Origin of the sequence: Altericista sp. CCNU0014 (genome assembly GCF_044923475.1) — a bacterium.
Taxonomy (GTDB): domain Bacteria; phylum Cyanobacteriota; class Cyanobacteriia; order Thermosynechococcales; family Thermosynechococcaceae; genus JAAURS01.
This window is the reverse complement of sequence record NZ_CP137338.1, coordinates 2060891-2078811: the sequence shown is the minus strand read 5'-3', so window position 1 is coordinate 2078811 and position 17921 is coordinate 2060891. Positions and strand designations below refer to the sequence as shown.

Genomic DNA, 17921 nt, shown 5'->3' with positions numbered 1-17921 from the left:
AGTTTTTCGCGTCAATTGCATCAGGAAATTCACCAATGTCAAGGGCTAAGGCCTTGTGTTAAAGTGAGCGTACCTCACAAGAATCGGGTGCAGTAGCCAATGGTCTTATCGAAGCGCAGCTTTGCATTAGGTGTTACGGCCTTAGTCAGCGCAGGAGTTTTGACAACGGGTGCGGGTCTGCACCTCTCTAAAAGCTGGGCGCTCTTCAAACCCAGCCCCAAAGAAACCGTCGATGAAGTCTGGCAAATCATCGATCGCGAGTATGTAGACGGTACCTTCAACGGCAAGGACTGGCGCGCGGTTCGCAGCCAGTTTTTGAGCAAAAACTACGCGTCATCTAAAGAAGCCTACGCTGCCATTCGAACCATGCTGGAAAAGCTGGGAGATCCCTATACTCGCTTCATGGATCCCGAGCAGTTTAAGAGCATGCAGATCGACACGTCTGGCGAACTGACCGGGGTGGGCATTCAAATCGCTCAAGACGAGAAGACCAAAGAGATCAAGGTGATCTCTCCGATCGAAGGCAGTCCGGCTGCCAAGGCGGGTATTTTAGCGCAAGATGTCGTGCTTAAGGTGGGCAACAAATCTACCAAAGGCATGGATATCAATCAAGTCGTGAGCTTAATTCGCGGGCCGGTGAATACCGAGGTCACGCTTACCCTAGGCCGAGGTAAGAAAATCCAAACATTTAAGGTAAGGCGCGAGCGGATCGAACTCCACTCCGTCCGCCACAGCTATCAGAAAGGTCCGATGGGAGGAATTGGCTACATTCGTCTCTCGCAATTTAGTGGCAATGCGCCCCCTGAAATGAAAGCCGCCATTCGAGATCTGACCCAGAAAAACGTAGCGGGTTTTATTTTGGACCTGCGGATGGATCCGGGCGGCCTGCTTTATTCTGGGGCAGAAGTCGCGCGGATGTGGATGAACGATGGCACCATTGTATCTACCGTCGATCGCCGGGGCGAAACCGAACGATTGTCGGCGGGACGAGGAAGTTTGAGCGATAAGCCTTTGGTCGTACTCGTCGATGGCGGTTCTGCCAGCGCTAGCGAAATTCTAGCGGGTGCCCTTCAAGACAACAAACGAGCGGTTTTAGTGGGCGAAAGGACCTTTGGGAAAGGGTTGGTTCAGTCGGTGCACCCTTTGGGAGACGGTTCGGGGATGGCAGTCACCATCGCTAAATATTTCACCCCAAATGGTCGCGATATTAACAAGAAGGGTATCGAGCCAGACTACGTCGTTAAGCTGACGGAAGCGCAGAAGAAAGCTTTGACGAAAGAGACGATCGGTACTCCCAAAGACCCCCAGTATGCCAAAGCGTTGGAGGTCCTGAACCAAAAAATCTTGGCCAGCCAGAAGATGAATTTGCAGTCGGCCCAGCCCCCTAAGCCGCTTCCTTCCAACTAATCGAGTCCGATCGACCGAGTAGCTGCCGTTTCTAGAAAAACCTACATCTGATTCGGGACAGGGCAAGGCACCGTTCTTTCCCCAGACCGCGTAGTAAAGGTGCGATCGTCTCGGTAGTGCCGTGGCGTATCTAGCATGGTTTGCCACGCACGGCGGAAGGGCAGGAGGTGAAAGCGTTTGGGGTAGTGCAGTAAGAGGAGGGCTTGCACGACTGGGTAATAGTCGGAGTTCATGCCTGGAAAGATATGGTGCTCTGTATGGTACGAGAAGTTGAAATGCAGTAAGTCGAGCAGCTTGGGAACCCGCAGCGAAACGCTATTTATCAACGGATCGTTGATAGCGGTCATGGGCGACAGCATGTGGTTGGTGTAGATATAAAACATGACCCCGGCATAGCCTATCCAGAGGGGCACGAAATAGCTCAACACCAATGCGATCGGGTCGAACTGCAAGTAGCTGAGGATGCCGAGGTGGATGGCAGAAATGAGGGTCAGCTCGATGGCGATCGCCCACCGCTCTCGGCGGCTGACCTTAAAGGCTGCGGGTACGTAGCGGACCAGACCCGTATTGAACAATAGCACCGAAGTCGCGTTCCGAAAGGTATGGATGCCCCAAGCATGGGCCATTCCCACGGTCAGCCAAACTGGATTGACCTCCACAGAAGGGACAAAACAATCTTGAATCCATTTGCCCCAGGTTTTGGGTTGCTGGTAGAGGTAGTTGCGGTCTGGGTCGAGGGCGGAATTGGTATTGCGGTGATGTTCGCGGTTGTGCACCGCCCGCCATAGGGTTGGCGGCATCCAGAACATCGATAGTCCCAAAAAGCTCATCAAACGAAATGCGCGCGAATGCCTTGCGGCACTGCCGTGCATGAGGTCGTGACAGCTAAATAACAGCACGATGATGCTGTTGCCCATCGCAGCAGCAAGCGGCAGATACAGCCACAACCAATACCAGTGCCACCGATCGAGGTCGGCGGCGATCGCCCAGCCTAAGCCTAAGATCGCCAAATTGATCGCCAGAATCCAACCCTTACTCAGGTCCGGCAAAAACGCATCGTCCGGCAGTAAAGGTCGCAGTTTTTTGACATATTCTGCTTGAGAAATTAGAACATCCGCCTGAATTGTATCCGAACTTACTTTTAATTCTAAATTTGGCACGGGATTCATGTTTTTCTGTAAATAGTTATAGGGAAATATTGCGCCAGCTTTTAATTCTTATTAAAGACAGCCTAAGCTGATTTCACGCTCGATCGTGCAACGGATTTCACGTCTTTTCAAGAAAATCAGGAGTTTATTTATGACTTCTAGCTTAATTGAGAAAGAGATTCAAAGATATATCCCAGCAATCGGAGACATCAATCGTAAAAGTCCACTGGCCTACCGCGCGACGAGGGGCGCTGTCAAGGTCGTAAATGCCGTCCAGATGTCGGTCGCCGAGGCTTACATTAACGGACTAGAGGTCCCGGATGCGGTCTTGCGATCGCTCTTTGACACCTGCATGCCCGTGTTTTTTAAGCACTTTCCATCCCTGCTTGCCCCCTACGAATGGGTGCTCAAAGAAACAGAGCATTTAGCTGAAGGGTCGCGGGATTTAATGAAAATCCAGTACGATCTGCCTCAGGAAATGTTGAATGTAATGCTAGGGGACTATCCCGTCATTTATCCCAAATACAGCATGGGGCTGTGGGAAAAAGGAGCGGTCGATCTCGAGCAATCCCAGATGCACATGCTCGACGATATAATCGAAAAATTAGATATTCAAGATGGCGATCGAATCCTCGACTTTGGGTGCGGTTGGGGCTGCGTTGCCAATTACATATTGTCTAAGTTCCCCAACGTCACATTCACCGGGCTGAATTTGAGTCGCGAGCAGTGCAATTACATGCGCGGCAAAATGCAAGACCCATCCAGCTATTTGAGTTCTGGACGATTTACCCTCCACGAAGGGGACCTAAACGACGCCTTCTTTGAGGAGAAGTTCGACAAAATCGTGTCGATTGGCGTTTTCTGCCACGTTGGTAACTTAACCCAGTCCTTTCAGAAGCTAGCATCTTTTCTCAAAGATCGGGGAAAGGTCTTCATTCACATTATTACGGTGCGGACGCCAAACAATATCTCCAGCGTTTTTACCCATCGCTACATTTTTCCCCACGGGCGCTACTGGAATTTCGATGCGGTTCCCAGCCATAATAAAGACCTCAAAACCGTCCAGCGATGGTATCTCAACGGATTCAACTACTCGACGACGTTTGCAACTTGGCTCAAAAACTTTGACGACAGTCAGTCCCTCGTTAAGGGACTGGACTACGGCATGGACTATGGCAAATTTCGTCGGATCTGGCGGTTTTACTTGATCTGGTTCGTCTCTAACTTTGCCAGCTGCGATGGCGACATCAACGGCAACGGTCAGTTTTTAATGGTTCGTGCCTGAGTCCACCCCTATCTGAAGTTGCGTTTGAGCGCTTTGAGTCAACTTTAAGATCTCGCTCAAGTCTGGGGGTAAGGTTTCGCTCTCCATCCCCAGCCACAGTAAAAACTCGATATTGCCAGCCGGTCCGAGCAGGGGGGACCAAGTCAGCCCCCTATACCGCCACCCCAGCCCCAACGCAGCTTCTAAGACTGCGGCGATCGCCCCTGCCCGATCCTTCGGATCTCGCACCACTCCTTTGCCGACTCGTTCTTTGCCCACCTCAAACTGCGGCTTCACCAGCAATATTGCCTCCCGAGGGGGTTGCAATAACGCCCATAAAGCGGGCAATACCTTCGTCAGGGAAATAAACGATACATCCGCGACTCCGAGGTCTGGCCGTTGCGCGTCGGGCGGATAGAGCTGCTCGGGCAAAAGATTCCGTAAATTCGTGCGTTCTTTTAGAATGACTCTCGGATCGGTGCGCAGCGCCCAGGCCACTTGGCCGTAGCCTACGTCTACGCCGTAAACTTGCCGCGCTCCCTTTTGGAGGAGACAGTCCGTAAAGCCGCCCGTAGAGATGCCCCCATCCAGACAAACGCGGTCCTCCACCGCAATGGAAAAGGTTTCTAGCGCTTTGGCCATCTTTTCACCGCCACGAGAGACATAGGGCGATCGCGCTTTGAGCAAAATCTCGGCATCGATGGGGATGTCCGTACCGGGCTTGTCGACGACCTGTCGGTTGACCTGCACGTCCCCCGCCCGGATCAGCCGCTGCGCCTGCTGCCGAGAGTCGCAGAACTCTCGTTCTACCAATAAAAGATCGAGTCGTTGTTTAGCCAAGGGGATTCCAATTAAAATCGATGCCTTAGCCATTCTCGCACCTGCCATTTGCGCGCATGAACAACGCCATTGAATTTCGCGAAGTTGCCCACACCCTAAACGATCGCGATTTGGTCGCTCGACTCAGCTTTACCGTGCAGCCGGGAGATACGCTCGTGCTTCTGGGGCGAAGCGGCTGCGGCAAAACGACCACGCTGAAGCTCGTCAATGGTCTCATCCTGCCCACATCAGGAGAAGTCCGGGTTGCGGAACGACCCACGACGCAATGGGATCTCATTCAGTTGAGGCGACAAATGGGCTATGTCATTCAGGACGTGGGGCTTTTTCCCCACTTCACCGTGGCGCGGAACATCGGGCTGGTGCCATCGCTGCTGGGCTGGGCAGCGGGGCGAATTCAGTCTAGGGTTTACGAACTGTTGGAAATGGTAGGACTCAACCCCACTCAGTTTGCCCGGCGGTATCCGCACCAACTCTCCGGCGGACAGCGACAGCGAGTCGGCGTCGCCCGCGCGCTTGCCGCCGATCCGCCCTTCTTACTCATGGACGAACCCTTTGGCGCGTTAGACCCAATCACGCGCCTGGAACTGCAGCAAGAATTTTTGCTGCTCCAGCAACGCTTGCGCAAAACGATCGTGTTTGTGACCCATGACGTCCAAGAGGCCCTGTTGCTGGGCACGCAGGTAGGACTCATGCAGTCTGGGGAACTGCTGAGCCTCACCACTCCAGCGGGCTTTCTGGCCTCGGCCAGTTCTGAGACTCAAGCTTTTTTAAAGGGCTTTCACCACGCAGCCGATCTGCGCGGGTCTCTGCAACGGGAGAAACAGCACCATGACTGATTTCTGGATGCAGTATGGTGCTGAAATGCTCCAACATACTGGAGAACACCTCGTCCTAGTTGCTATTTCAACGGGGGTTGCCATCCTAATGGGGGTTCCTTTAGGGATCCTAATTACCCGCAAACCCTACCTCAGGGCCGGGGTTCTGGGATTTGCAAACGTGGTCCAAACCATCCCCAGTCTGGCGCTGTTTGGCCTGCTGATTCCGCTGCCGCTGCTGGGTGGGATTGGGACCCGCACCGCAATTTTGGCCCTCACGCTCTACGCGCTGCTGCCCATCATTCAGAATACCTACCTCGGCATTGCGGGGGTTGACGCTGCGGTCCGCGAAGCGGGACGCGGGATGGGAATGACGGACTGGCAGCTTTTAATCCAGGTAGAACTGCCGCTGGCGTTGAGCGTGATGTTAGGGGGAATTCGGACCGCGACTGTCATTGCAGTGGGCGTTGCCACCATTGCGGCGGCGATTGGAGCAGGGGGGCTAGGCGTCTTTATTTTTAGGGGTGTGGCCGTGGTAGATCGTCAACTGCTTTTAGCGGGAGCCGTGCCAGCAGCAGTCATGGCGATCGCCGCCGACTCCGCCCTCGCCTGGTTAGAACGTGCGTTACGGATAGGACCGCGATCGTGAACATAAGATTGATTTGCCAGCGCCTTTCAATGCTTTCGATCTGGATATTGCTCGCCAGTTGCAGCAGTACCCTAGAGAAAAAGATCGTCATTGGCTCCAAAAATTTTACCGAGCAGTTGATTTTAGCGGAGCTGATGGCCCAGCACATTGAAGCCAAAACCGACCTTAAAGTCGAGCGGCGTCTCAATCTGGGCGGCACTTTCGTTTGTCATCAAGGTCTCCTGTCCGGCGAACTCGATCTTTACCCGGAATATACCGGAACCGCCTACAGCGCCATCCTCAAACGTCCGCCCCAAAACGATCCGCCGCGCGTATACCGAGAAACGCAGCAAGCCTATCGGCAGCGCTTTAACTTGGAGTGGACCGAGCCGTTTGGGTTCAACAATACCTTCGCCATGGTCGTGCGGGGAGAAGATGCGCGGCGACTGAAGCTCAAGACCCTTTCCGATGCAGCCCAGCACGCGCCCCAGTGGACGGCAGGCTTCGGCTACGAATTTGCGCAACGGGCCGATGGTTTTCCTGGCTTGGCCAAAGTCTACGGACTCAAATTTTCGGGACCGCCCCGCACGATGGATTTGGGGTTAATCTATCGCGCCCTGACGGCGAAGCAGGTGGACATGGTTGCGGGCAATTCCACCGATGGCGTCCTGTCGCGGTTAGATCTCGTCATCCTCAAGGACAATAAACGCTACTTTCCGCCCTACCAAGCGGCCCCTGTGGTGCGGCAGCAAACCCTGCAAAAATATCCGGCCCTGCGCCAGGCGTTAGCAAACTTGGGCGATCGCATTTCTGAAGCTGAAATGCAGCAGCTGAACGATCGGGTGGATAGCCAGAAACAGGATGTCAAAAAAGTCGTCCGGGAATTTCGCAAATTGAAAGCTCTGTAGCAACCTCAGCCATTACAGATTTCGACTCTCTATCGCCAAGGCTGTAACAACGACAAGCTTTCCTCGACAAACTCAAGACGCGGCAGGACGCGGCAGGACGTTCGAACCTCAAATTCCGCAACCGCGCGGGGCGTAAATCAGGAACAAAAATTTGAGCCAACCCTGCTGCGTCAGACCCCTATATATTTCTAATCCTCGATTCTGAGCATAGGAAGTTATCATCTCTGATGCTCAGAGGAGATGATATAAGTAAATGGACGTGTCGTTGTAATCCCTGGACTTTTTGTCCGCACTGCTTGCAACAGAAGTACTTTGACCGCATTATTTTCCCCTTCATCCCATTTCTAGGATCGCCGCTATCATGACCGCAGTGACACCCGCTTCCGCTTCTTTAATGCCCAGTTTCTGTGAAGGAATCCAGTATTTTGGAGACGCTTGGCCTGACTTTGAAACCTACGGGAGCAATCCAGTCATTGATGAAGGTATGGCGGCGATCGCAGATCCCACAGACCCCGCGGCAGTCTACCAAACCCTCCTCGCAGCGGACGCGCTTCGCTACCTGACCCTCCAAATTACGGCCAGTAAAGCCTCAGGACACCCCGGCGGTTTTGCCAGCTCCGTAGAAGCCTACGCCAGCTTGGTGATGCTGGGTCACAAAAATATTTTTACCGAAGTCGGACACCACGCTCCTGGATTCTATAGCGCCATGTTTATGGATCGCTCTCTAGAGAAAATGGGCATCGAGACCGTCCAAGAACTGCGAGATCGCTTCCGAGAGCGCCACGGCCTTTTAGGCCACCTCTCCGGCCAAATTCCCGGATTGCTGGGGCCAGCGGGACCTTTGGGCCAAGGGCAGCACTTTGCGATGGCAGCAGCCCTGCTCCACCGCGACAAGCTATTTCCCTTTACCGTGGGCGACGGCGGCTTAGGCGAGCCATACATCGTCAGCAGCATGAGGCATTTCCATACGGCCTACCCAGAAGCGACCAACTTTTTACCCGTGCTGATCTGGAACGGCTACAGCCAAGAACACCACAGCATGGAATCTGTTCAGACCAACGAAGGCATGGTGAAGTTCTGGAAGGGCAACGGCTTCGATGAGGTCATCCTGATCGACGCTAAAGAATACGACGATGCCAAGCAGGCGGGCGATTACGTCGATAGCACTGCGTTTTCGTTCCAAAAGCGGCTGGCCTTTATGGAGGCGGTCTTGATTGCGACGGATCAAGCTGCAAGATTGGCGCTGGGGGGCAAGCTCACCATTTTAATTCTCAAGCAGTTGAAGGGTGCGGGGGTTCACGCGCTGGGCGCGAAGTCCCACAACCTATACGCCCATCACACCCTCGACAACCCGGATATTATGGCGGCGCTGAAAGGGCGATCGCTCTCCCCTGAAAGCTGGGATATCGTCCGCACCAACCTGGCGCGGGCAGGCGGTGGCCCTGCGGCGGAAACTGTGGTCACGGAATTTGTCTTGCCGCTCCCAGATATTGCGGGCCTATCCCTGGAAGAATTTCCCGTGGCAGGCGATCCTAAAGTCTCGACAACGGCGATGGGCAAACTCGTGGGTCAAGTGGGGCACATAGACAAACGCTACCTCGTCACCAACGCTGACGGCAACGAGGCTTCGGGTATTGGCAACATCAACCAAGCACTCAAAATCATTCACCCGACCGACGATCCTCTCTATAACCAAAGCCCCAACGGTCAAGTCTACGAACCCCTCAGCGAAGATGCCTGTGCGGGCTTGGCCGCAGGTTTAGCGCTCATGGGCAGTCGGACCTTATGGTGTTCCTACGAATCCTTTGCTATCAACGGTTTACCAATCTGGCAAACTGTGATTCAAGCGATGGCAGAACTGCGTCGCCCCACCCCTTCCACCATTACGCTATTTACTGCCGGGGCGCTAGAACAGGGACGGAACGGCTGGACTCACCAGCGCCCTGAAGTTGAAGCCTACTTTGCCGCCATGATGCGCAATGGGAACGTCTTCCCCGTGTTTCCGCCCGACGCCAACGCGATTCAGGTGGCCTACGAGTGGGGGCTTTCCACTCAGAACAAAGGCATTGTCATTACGGCCAGCAAGTCGCCCCTACCCATCCGCACCACCTTTGCCCAAGCCCGTCAAGGCCTAACAGAAGGTGCTTTAGTGCTCCAGGAGGTGAAGGGCGCTAAAACTGTGGTTTTTGCCGTGGTGGGCGACATGAGTCTGATTCCCGTCTTTGAAGCCGCCGCCCTCCTCGAAGCCGAAGGGGTTGGCGTTCGGATTGTCTCCGTCATGAACCCACGCCGCCTCTATCGCCCTCACGATGTAGCTTGGGACACCTGCGCCGAGCCAGATGGTGCGTTTATGAGCGATGAGCGATTCGCAGAAATCTTTGGCGCAGACGCGCTGGTTGGCGTCATCGGCGGCGCGAGCGGAATGCTGGAACCCGTCATGCTGCGCAGCATGGCAAAGCGCGATACTTTTGCCTGGAAGCGGGGCGAAACGACGGCCAGCGCTGGAGAACTCATGGCCTTTAACGGGATTACGGCAGAGGCCTTGGTGAAGCGCTCGCTCGAACTCATTCACTAATCCGTCGCATCGCAGCGAATTTCCACCAGAAACCCATCGGGGTCGTAGAAATATATCCCCCGGCCCGTGGGGCGCGCCACGGGGCCGTGGTCGATCGGGATCTGGTGGTAGTGGAGGACGGCAACCGCTCGATCGAATTGGGCTGGGTCAATATCGAAGGCCAAGTGGTTGGCACGGGTAAACTGCTGTTTTGGATCGGGATGGGCTGGCGCGAGATCCGGTTCCCAGAACAGGTCGAGGACAGTGCCGTCGGGGGTGACGAAGTTGGCGACTTTGCCTTGAGTGACGAGCGATCGCAGAGTCTCCGGCACTTCATCTCCCCTCAGTTCGTGCAGCCCTAAAATCTCTCCGTAGAACTGCCGCGAAGCGTCCATATCTCTGACATTTAAGGCAATATGATGGACTCGCCGGAGCGTTCCGACGGACAGCGTTGTTTGCGGTTGAGCCAAAACCATAGCGCACTCTGCCTCGAACGCGATGAGAGCTTTAAAGTTAAGAAGGGTTTAATGTTAAGCTGCTGTTCTACTGCTAATTTCCTCAATTCTAGCCTTGCCGACACGCAAAGTCTGATAGCTTGAGAAACATCCCAATCTGTTTGGATCGAGCGGCCTGCGTCTAACGTCGAATTCTTTCCCGCACTCAACCTCTAACGTTCTTTGCCCTATGCGAAAAGTCTTTGTCCTCGACACTAACGTTCTACTCCACGACCCAGGGGCGCTATTTCGGTTCGAAGACAACGATGTCGTTTTGCCCATCACTATCATCGAAGAGCTGGATCGCTTCAAAAAGCTAACGGAGATGACGGGGCGAAATGCAAGGCAGGTGTCGCGATCGCTGGACGAACTGCGGCGGCAGGGCCACTTAATTGACGGGATTGCCCTCGGTAGCGGCGGCACTATCAGAGTGTCGTTGTGCCATCAAGAAACCCTCAAAGAGCTGCCCGTCGAGTTAGAAGGCAATCAAAACGACAATGCAATTTTAGCCGTGGCGCTCGAAGTCAAGCGTCAGGCGAAATGCGATGTGGTTTTAGTCAGCAAGGATACGAATCTGCGCATCAAGGCTGACGTGCTGGGCGTTGCCGCCGAAGACTACGAAACCGATAAGGTAGATATCAGCGATTTATATACGGGAACGGCGGAGGTATACGTCAGCACTGAAGATATTAATTTGCTCTTCAAGCACGGGGGGATTTCTCTCGAAGGGACGTTCTATCCCAACCAGGCCCTGACGCTCATCGATAACGCGAATCCTGCCCATACGGCCCTGGCGGTGGTAGAGGGTTCGAGCGGCAAAATCGTGCCCCTCCACAAGCTGCCTCACAATGGTATCTCTCGGATTCAAGCGCGCAATCGGGAGCAACAGTTTGCCCTCGATTTGCTCCTCAAGGACTCGATTTCGCTGGTGACGTTGGTGGGCAAGGCAGGGACGGGCAAGACGTTATTGGCGATCGCCGCAGGTCTCTACAAGGTTGCGGATGAGCGAATCTACAGCCGCCTGCTGATCGCGCGTCCCGTCGTACCGATGGGAAAAGATCTGGGCTATTTGCCAGGGGATATTAAGGAAAAACTCACCCCCTGGATGCAGCCCCTCTACGATAACTTCGACCTCATTTTTGGCACCCAGGAAGGAAACGGCCAACCGGCCCACTGGCGACAGGGCCACGAGGAATTAATGGAGCGGGGGCTATTGCAAATTGAGCCGTTGACCTATATCCGAGGCCGCACGATTCCCAAGCAGTTTTTGATTGTGGATGAAGCGCAAAACCTCACGCCCCATGAAGTTAAGACTATTTTGACCCGTGCGGGGGAAGGGACAAAAATTATCCTGACGGGCGATCCCGATCAGATCGATAACCCCTATGTCGATGCTGCCAGCAACGGACTGACCTATGTGGTGGAGCGATTTAAGCAAGAGCCTCTAGCAGGGCATATTACGCTTTACCAGGGCGAACGTTCCGAACTCGCCGATCGCGCTGCCGCACTTCTATAAACAACTCATGATGAGATGTGGAATAGAGGTAAAACGCTCATTGTATGCAGCTAACTGGCCAACCGTATGTCAGCAGCATATTGATATTACTACTGAGGTTCGAGGCGCAAAGGGCTGCTTAAGCACTGCTAATTTATTGCGCCAGACTGCACTAGTCAATATTTGTTTTACTTCATCTTTCACATTTTAGATAGTGTGATGAACTTTTGCTTCTGCCTGCTTTTCTCTGCCCTCCGGCTGAGCCATGGGAGCGCCCGTCAGATCGCCTACTGCTTCTTGAACTTTACTTTCAATATTTTTGGCGGTAGCTTTGTCTCTATCTTGTAAGCTCATAACATTCTCACCTTGTTAAATTTGAGACCAGCTTATTTGGGTCAAGTTAACAACTCTGCGCATGTCCATAATCAATTTTTTGGGTTATTTTTTGAGTAAATTCGTAAAATACGATACAAAACGTATATTCATAGAACATCTTTGCGTTTTTGAACGAGAACCAAAAGTCCCAGCATCGTCAGTTGGATGCCGCCCAAAATTTGCCAGTGTCGGCGCACGTCAACGGCGAAACTTCTGCCTTGGGTTCGACGCACGCGCTCAACGATCGCCTCTCCAGAAGCGATCGCCTTGCCGCGCTTCTCCTTCCAACGGCTAAAAGTGTCCTGCCATCGCTCCATCGCGTTGCGGTAGGTCGCGATCTGGGTTTGATAGGCTTTCAAATCGTCCTGGAATCCAGCGACGGCAGAGCTGAATCCATCGGTGGGCAGTTCCGGCGGATTACCTAGTGCCTTAGGTTTAGGGGGTTGGGGTTGATGCACCGCAGGGTCGTACTCCTTCCTGATGCCCGGAAAGCGGCAGCGCTCAAAAAGATTGGGGCCGAGACACTGACACTTCGCCTTTTCAGCATCGCTCCAACCTTGGCGAACCGTCTCCGGCTGCAGCCAGCAGGGGTCTGTCGCAACAGCTTGACCCAGCCCTGATAACGTGACCATCGTTTCGTAGCTCCAGCGGGTGAGCGTTGTTTCACTGATCCATAAACCCGGTGTTCCCAATCCATTCAGCGGAAAAATGGCTCCAGCAAAGTTAATCTGCGGCACCAAGAACAGAATCGTCAGCAAGGGCGCTACATTTTGACTGGGGGAAAGCGCCGACACCAACAGACCCATCACCATACCGCCTAGCGTCGCTAAAAATAGCGTGAAGTACATCGCCAGTCGCGTTCCTGGATCGCCATTGGGCAGGTCAACGAAAAAGATTTTAGTCGTCCAAAAGACGGCAGACTGGTAAAGTGCCAGTACCACACAGAGCCAAACCTTAGAAAAAAGATAAGGAACCACCTTCAGGCCAATCATGCGCTCCCGGCGATAGATTTCGCTTTCTTTGACAATTTCGCGCATGGTGCTCAGACTGCCCACGATCACTGCAATCAGAACGGACAAAAACATGAGGATGAGGGACTGGCTAGAATCTCCCAGGGTGGTGTCAAAAACATTGCGTCGCACCATCAGAAAGTCCATCAGCCCCAACAGCGGAGAGACCAACAGCATGAGCGCCAGACTGACTCGATCTTGAAGCAAAATCATCAAATTGCGGTGGGATAGTACCAAAAACTGTCGCCACGCCGAACTACCCTTGGCACGTCTGGGAACCCAAAGCGGTTGTCGTCTCTCTGGCTGCTTTATGAGCGACTGCTGGCGCTCAACCACGAACTGACGATAGGCGTCCGATGCCAAATAGTATTGCTGCCATTCCAACGGCGATCGCTCTTTGTCAATCTTGAAATAAATGTCATCGAAGTCCTGCACTCCAAAATAGGTAAGGGATTCCTGAGGCGAACCGTAATAGGCGAGTTTTCCACCTTTTGCTAACACCACTACCTTGTCGCACAGCATCACATTTTTAGTGGTATGGGTACTTAGAATCACGATGCGTCCCTGATCGGCCAACCGTCGCAGCAACAGCATCATTTGCTTTTCAGTCTCAGGGTCTAGGCCAGAGGTGGCCTCATCCAGAAAAAAGAGTCTGGGCTTTGTGAGCAGTTCCACGCCGATCGAAACCCGCTTGCGCTCACCGCCGCTGAGAGTTCGCACTAACGCATGTTGACGATGGGTCAGGTCTAGTTCGAACAAAACCGCCTGAATCAGATCCTGGCGAACCTTCCTAGCTAAATGGTGCAACCTCAGTCGTGCAGAAAAGCTAAATTCCTGGTAGACCGTTAACTCTTGGTGGATGATATCGTCCTGGGGTACATGGCCCATCTCGGTACGGTAATCATTATAATTTTGATAAAGATCCGTGCCGTCGATCAAAACATTGCCGCGATTTGCAGGTCGGAAACCGCTCAGCGCGTTTAGGAGCGTGGTTTTCCCTGCACCACTCACCCCTACAATTGCGACAAAATCTCGGTCCTGAATTGAAAGCGAAACTCGATCTATTAGGACATGGCGCCTACCTACCTTTCGAGAAAGATACAGGGCATCCAGGCGAAGAGGTTCGACCTCCCGTTGTGGCAACTGGGGTTCATTATTTTTCATAATGGTTAATACCTTCGCCAAATTTGAGGACAGTATCTTACTCAGAAATGGGATGTATACCCCCTAAGTTATCAACTTTGATAAAAATGGGATAGAGCATCAATCGGGACACTTTTGGACAACCCTTTTCAAGCTGCAACATCGGCTCGATAAGCTGAAGTGCCGTACCTGGGAGAGCCTATGACTTCAACCCCTTCTATCGGGTGAGCAAGGCGAGCGTCATTGGCGCAGTCACTGTTTCAAAGGCTTAGTGGTGCAGAAAACTCAAAGGAGCTGAAAGCTTTAGAAGACAGTCACCTTGGCAAACTCAATGCGAGTGTTCATCGCATCTCGCTTCTTGAGAGAGGCATAAGCAGGTGGTGGATTACATCGTGGCAAATATCTCAAGGGTGGCAGCGGTAATCTTTGATAGCACAACTGATTAATCCGTCTTAGCCCGATTTGCAGAAAACTCAATCCCCTGTGAGCATGCCAATCAATGGACTTTAGTGCGCCTTGAGCGATCGTTTCAATGGCAACGCAAATGGCAATAATGGTCGCAGCCGCCAGTAACATCAGCAGTCGGCTTAAAGCATGGGCATCTCTGAGTTTAGAACGAGGCAGTTCAAAGGCGGCAGACTTGTAATCCTTGAAATGGGGTTCAATGCCACCAAAACGTTGACCATATAGCGCGAAGGTTTGCACAGAAGGCGATTTATCTGTAATCACAGCCCAAGCCTCCTGGGCGATGGATAATCGAGCGGTCGCCAAATGACAGTGGATATCTTCAAGAATCGTGACATCAGAAAATAGAAAAGCTTGTTCAGGCTCTGGCAGCAGGTCAGCAACCGACTCGGTTTGAGCATTAGACAACGTGACCCTCAAATCGGATTTAGCGCGAATTGCCCAAGACCATTGATGGCTCCGTAGCCAACGAATTAACTCACCATGCTCAAAGCCTCGGTCAGCCAATAGTGTGATTTGACAATCAGCGGGTAAGACCGTCTCAGCCACATCCAGCACTGAGCAATAGTCCGCAAAAGCGACCGTAGCACTGCCATGCTTGAGCACCTTTTGAGCCAAAGGGAAAGAGCGCCCTCCCCAGGTCAGACAGACCTCTATCAGGCAATACTCATCCCACAGCATGCTTGTATCCAGGGTCAATGTCGTCGCCATGCCCGCCCACGCTTGAAGAAATTGAAGCAGTAATGGAACATAGAATGTTTCTGAGGTGATCTTGGGATTATGAACGAAGTAGCTCAGTCGTTCCATGTGAGAGCGGGCTTTACAACGACGATGACTCAAATAAGTCAGCCAATGGCTTAAGCTGCCACTTTGGGCTTGGAGGATTGCAGCGATGTTTTCAGCAAACACAGTGAGGTGACGTTTATCTTTGGGTGTGACCCATTGACTCAGTTGAGTTTGCAGTTGACGATAGAGTTGAGGGGTTGACATAGGATTGCTCTGAGTTTGGGAACTTAAGCATCACATTGAATGCCCCTCTCTGTCACCTTTGACAGATTTGAATATTGCCTGCTGGTAAGGTCTTCATAACTTTTCTGCACCATCAAGGTTTCAAAGGTGCTGGCGGTGATGACGCTGAATGATTCGATGGACGCTGCTACCTTTAAGGTCTATCAAATATCCTGAAACGAATGTCAGGTCTTTAATAATTGCGAAAACAGACGTTTATGACTCCGGTTGAGTATCCCAATCGGGTAATGGTTCTGCTGCACGCGGCAACAGTTGCCGATCTTCTGCGTAGGGCGAAGGAACCAACTCCAGCTTGCGTTGCTGCGGCTGCGGTGACTTAGGCTGTCGCCGCCGCACCGTTCCTTCTTCCGTCGTTTCCTCTGCAATTACCTCGTACAGCAATGCCAACTTGCTCGCATCGCTACCCCGCCGTAAAACCCGCCCCAGGCGCTGCACGTATTCCCGCGTCGAACCCGTCCCGGACAGTACGATCGCAATCCGCGCTTCCGGCACGTCCACACCTTCATTCAAAACTCGCGAAGCCACGATGCTGGGGTACTCGCCCGACTTAAACTTATCTAAAATCTCGTGACGCTCCTTGACCGGCGTTTGATGGGTAATGGCCGGAATCAAAAAGTCCTGGGAAATCCGATAAACCGTGGCGTTATCGTCTGTAAAGATAAGGGTCCGCTCTGGATGGTGCTGTCCGAGTAGGTCCGCTAAAACCCGCAATTTTCCTTCCGTGCCAAAGGCGATCGCCCTGGCTTCTCGATGGGCCAACATGGCCCGACGTCCCGCTTTAGACCGAGCGCTTTCTCGCACAAACTTCTGCCATCCGTCCAGGCTACCCAGAAAAATGCCGCGTTCCTGCAAAAAAGCATTGCGGGTTTTAATCAGGGAATCGTAGCGATCGCGCTCCTCCTCCGTCAGCTTCACTCGGATTTGAGTCGCCTCGTGCTTTGCCAAGGCAATGCCCGACAGCTCCTCGGAAGATTTGCGATAGACTTCGGGACCGATCAGGTACGCTAGGTCGGCGTGTTTCCCGTCGCTGCGTTCCGGGGTAGCCGTGAGGCCAAGGCGGTAGGGGGCGATCGCGTACTCGGCAATGACGCGGTTGAAGCCGCTGGGGAGATGGTGGCACTCATCAAAAATCAGCAGGCCGTAGAGATTACCCAGGCTTTCGGCATGAATTGCGGCGCTGTCGTAGGTGGAGATCAAGATTGCAGTGCGATCGCGGGAACCACCCCCCAGCAAGCCCACATCAGCATCCGGGAACGCTGCGAGGAAATGGGCGTACCACTGGTGCATTAAATCCAGCGTCGGCACCATAATCAACGTACTGCGCTGGATGGACTGCATGGCAAGCTGAGCCAGGTAGGTTTTACCCGCTGCCGTCGGCAGAACCACCACGCCTCGTTTGCCGGACCGTTGCCATTCAGTCAGCGCTTCCTGCTGGTGCAGGTAGGGCGTCATGTCGATGCGAGGCACCAAGGCTAAATCCAGATAGGCACGGGCCTTATCGTCAATGGGCGTCTGGGCGCGATGGAGGACACCGATCAACGCGCGGTATTGGATGGCTGGAACGCGAAACTTCTCAATGCGATCGTCCCAAGTGGCATAGTCTAACCAGTCTTTTCCCCGTGGGGGCGGATGCAAAATGAGCGTCCCGCGATCGTAGGAGAGTTTTGGATTGCGAACCATGGGAGATCTGTGGGGTGGATGCCCTTTATTGTCGCCGATCTGGAGGCGCGAGAAGGGGAGAAGTGGAGTGTTGCTGGCAGTGATGGGCGCTGCGGTGATGGGCGTCAAAAATTGAGGGCGACAGAAATTCTGCCGCCCTCAGGAAAATAATGATTAAAAAGCCGATCTAGGAGTTCTGGCGATCGCGGCTGGCCTTGAAGTTTTCCACAAGACGACCGCAGTTGAGCGTAAACTCATGCCATCCAATCCTCGACCCCGGCAGCGCTTCGTCCCAAGAAGCAGAGAGAACACCGTAACTCAACCCAAGTACCCCTAGCCCCAGACATCCGAGGCTTGCAAGTAAAACGGCGACGTTTGGGAGTTCGATCCCGTTCTGGAAGAACGCGAAGTAGCTGAGGGGAAAGGTAGATAAGCCCAAAAGAGTCGGGATGCCGCAGAAAATAGCCATTCGCTTGGCCATTCGCTTGCTGACCGCTTCGGGAATGCCCTGGGCAGTCTTATTGCGAGGCGATCGCGAATTTTTCGGCGAGCTGGCGGGCTTAGGCGAACTTTTCTGTGCTACAGGTGCTTTGGGTTTACCCTTCGGTTCGTAGGGTAACGCTCCGAAGCCACTGCGCTCGTCCTTTGGAGACTTTGAAGGTGTTGATTTAGCAGCCATCGGTAACG

Annotated in this window: 15 protein-coding genes; 7 read left to right on the top strand and 8 right to left on the bottom strand. The window is 53.3% G+C overall.

The annotated features are described in order from the left end of the window. Positions 1–99: 99 nt before the first annotated feature. A complete protein-coding gene (ctpC, locus tag R6H26_RS10170) occupies positions 100–1407 on the top strand; it encodes a carboxyl-terminal processing protease CtpC (protein WP_404790342.1) in 1308 nt (435 codons plus the stop codon). 41 nt (positions 1408–1448) lie between these two features. On the opposite strand, the gene R6H26_RS10165 is transcribed toward ctpC, so the two are convergent. Then, positions 1449–2576 (bottom strand): fatty acid desaturase family protein, encoded by a 1128-nt coding sequence (locus tag R6H26_RS10165; RefSeq protein ID WP_404790341.1) that lies wholly within the window; start codon positions 2574–2576, stop codon positions 1449–1451. Positions 2577–2706: 130 nt separating this feature from the next. On the opposite strand from R6H26_RS10165, the gene R6H26_RS10160 reads away from it, so the two are divergent. Beyond that, positions 2707–3840, top strand: coding sequence for an SAM-dependent methyltransferase (locus R6H26_RS10160; RefSeq protein ID WP_404790340.1), 1134 nt, complete (start codon positions 2707–2709; stop codon positions 3838–3840). Here the strand turns inward: R6H26_RS10160 and R6H26_RS10155 are convergent. Next, positions 3823–4692, bottom strand: coding sequence for a TlyA family RNA methyltransferase (locus R6H26_RS10155; RefSeq protein WP_404790339.1), 870 nt, complete (start codon positions 4690–4692; stop codon positions 3823–3825). The genes R6H26_RS10160 and R6H26_RS10155 overlap by 18 nt on opposite strands. A 23-nt stretch (positions 4693–4715) precedes the next feature. Between R6H26_RS10155 and R6H26_RS10150 the strand changes: the two genes are divergently transcribed. The 4 genes from R6H26_RS10150 to R6H26_RS10135 all read left to right on the top strand — a co-directional run bounded on the left by R6H26_RS10150 (position 4716) and on the right by R6H26_RS10135 (position 9585). Further along, entirely contained in the window at positions 4716–5495 is a 780-nt protein-coding gene (locus R6H26_RS10150) for an ATP-binding cassette domain-containing protein (protein WP_404790338.1), read from the top strand. After that, entirely contained in the window at positions 5488–6123 is a 636-nt protein-coding gene (locus R6H26_RS10145; RefSeq protein ID WP_404790337.1) for an ABC transporter permease, read from the top strand. Before R6H26_RS10150 ends, R6H26_RS10145 begins: the two co-directional genes overlap by 8 nt. Continuing rightward, the gene (locus tag R6H26_RS10140) at positions 6120–7010 is read left to right on the top strand and encodes a glycine betaine ABC transporter substrate-binding protein (protein ID WP_404790336.1); all 891 of its coding nucleotides are present in this window, start codon (positions 6120–6122) and stop codon (positions 7008–7010) included. The genes R6H26_RS10145 and R6H26_RS10140 overlap by 4 nt, the downstream gene beginning before the upstream one ends. Before the next feature lie 361 nt (positions 7011–7371). Beyond that, positions 7372–9585: a phosphoketolase gene (locus tag R6H26_RS10135; RefSeq protein ID WP_404790335.1), complete on the top strand. Its 2214-nt coding sequence runs from the start codon at positions 7372–7374 to the stop codon at positions 9583–9585. Here R6H26_RS10135 and R6H26_RS10130 read toward each other — a convergent pair. Then, complete coding sequence (locus R6H26_RS10130; RefSeq protein ID WP_404790334.1) at positions 9582–10040, bottom strand: VOC family protein; 459 nt, start codon at positions 10038–10040, stop codon at positions 9582–9584. The two genes, R6H26_RS10135 and R6H26_RS10130, sit on opposite strands and share 4 nt — an antisense overlap. A 208-nt stretch (positions 10041–10248) precedes the next feature. Between R6H26_RS10130 and R6H26_RS10125 the strand changes: the two genes are divergently transcribed. Continuing rightward, positions 10249–11574 (top strand): PhoH family protein, encoded by a 1326-nt coding sequence (locus tag R6H26_RS10125; RefSeq protein ID WP_404790333.1) that lies wholly within the window; start codon positions 10249–10251, stop codon positions 11572–11574. 186 nt (positions 11575–11760) lie between these two features. Here R6H26_RS10125 and R6H26_RS10120 read toward each other — a convergent pair whose 3' ends face one another. From R6H26_RS10120 to R6H26_RS10100, 5 genes are all read right to left on the bottom strand, one after another. Then, entirely contained in the window at positions 11761–11907 is a 147-nt protein-coding gene (locus R6H26_RS10120) for a CsbD family protein (RefSeq protein WP_404790332.1), read from the bottom strand. Positions 11908–12035: 128 nt separating this feature from the next. Continuing rightward, positions 12036–14102: an ATP-binding cassette domain-containing protein gene (locus R6H26_RS10115; protein ID WP_404790331.1), complete on the bottom strand. Its 2067-nt coding sequence runs from the start codon at positions 14100–14102 to the stop codon at positions 12036–12038. Positions 14103–14384: 282 nt separating this feature from the next. After that, on the bottom strand, positions 14385–15536 hold the full coding sequence (locus tag R6H26_RS10110; protein ID WP_404783408.1) for a transposase: 1152 nt from the start codon (positions 15534–15536) through the stop codon (positions 14385–14387). A 234-nt stretch (positions 15537–15770) separates the two neighbouring features. Continuing rightward, positions 15771–17363, bottom strand: a complete 1593-nt coding sequence (locus R6H26_RS10105) for a DEAD/DEAH box helicase (protein ID WP_404790330.1) — start codon at positions 17361–17363, stop codon at positions 15771–15773. A 58-nt stretch (positions 17364–17421) separates the two neighbouring features. Further along, positions 17422–17913, bottom strand: coding sequence for a photosystem II biosynthesis protein (locus tag R6H26_RS10100; protein ID WP_404790329.1), 492 nt, complete (start codon positions 17911–17913; stop codon positions 17422–17424). Positions 17914–17921: the final 8 nt, after the last annotated feature.

Coding starts and splice junctions, on each gene's coding strand:
- ctpC (WP_404790342.1), top strand. CDS start 100: ATGGTCTTATCGAAGCGCAGCTTTGCATTAGGTGTTACGGCCTTAGTC.
- R6H26_RS10165 (WP_404790341.1), bottom strand. CDS start 2,576: ATGAATCCCGTGCCAAATTTAGAATTAAAAGTAAGTTCGGATACAATT.
- R6H26_RS10160 (WP_404790340.1), top strand. CDS start 2,707: ATGACTTCTAGCTTAATTGAGAAAGAGATTCAAAGATATATCCCAGCA.
- R6H26_RS10155 (WP_404790339.1), bottom strand. CDS start 4,692: ATGGCTAAGGCATCGATTTTAATTGGAATCCCCTTGGCTAAACAACGA.
- R6H26_RS10150 (WP_404790338.1), top strand. CDS start 4,716: ATGAACAACGCCATTGAATTTCGCGAAGTTGCCCACACCCTAAACGAT.
- R6H26_RS10145 (WP_404790337.1), top strand. CDS start 5,488: ATGACTGATTTCTGGATGCAGTATGGTGCTGAAATGCTCCAACATACT.
- R6H26_RS10135 (WP_404790335.1), top strand. CDS start 7,372: ATGACCGCAGTGACACCCGCTTCCGCTTCTTTAATGCCCAGTTTCTGT.
- R6H26_RS10130 (WP_404790334.1), bottom strand. CDS start 10,040: ATGGTTTTGGCTCAACCGCAAACAACGCTGTCCGTCGGAACGCTCCGG.
- R6H26_RS10125 (WP_404790333.1), top strand. CDS start 10,249: ATGCGAAAAGTCTTTGTCCTCGACACTAACGTTCTACTCCACGACCCA.
- R6H26_RS10120 (WP_404790332.1), bottom strand. CDS start 11,907: ATGAGCTTACAAGATAGAGACAAAGCTACCGCCAAAAATATTGAAAGT.
- R6H26_RS10115 (WP_404790331.1), bottom strand. CDS start 14,102: ATGAAAAATAATGAACCCCAGTTGCCACAACGGGAGGTCGAACCTCTT.
- R6H26_RS10110 (WP_404783408.1), bottom strand. CDS start 15,536: ATGTCAACCCCTCAACTCTATCGTCAACTGCAAACTCAACTGAGTCAA.
- R6H26_RS10100 (WP_404790329.1), bottom strand. CDS start 17,913: ATGGCTGCTAAATCAACACCTTCAAAGTCTCCAAAGGACGAGCGCAGT.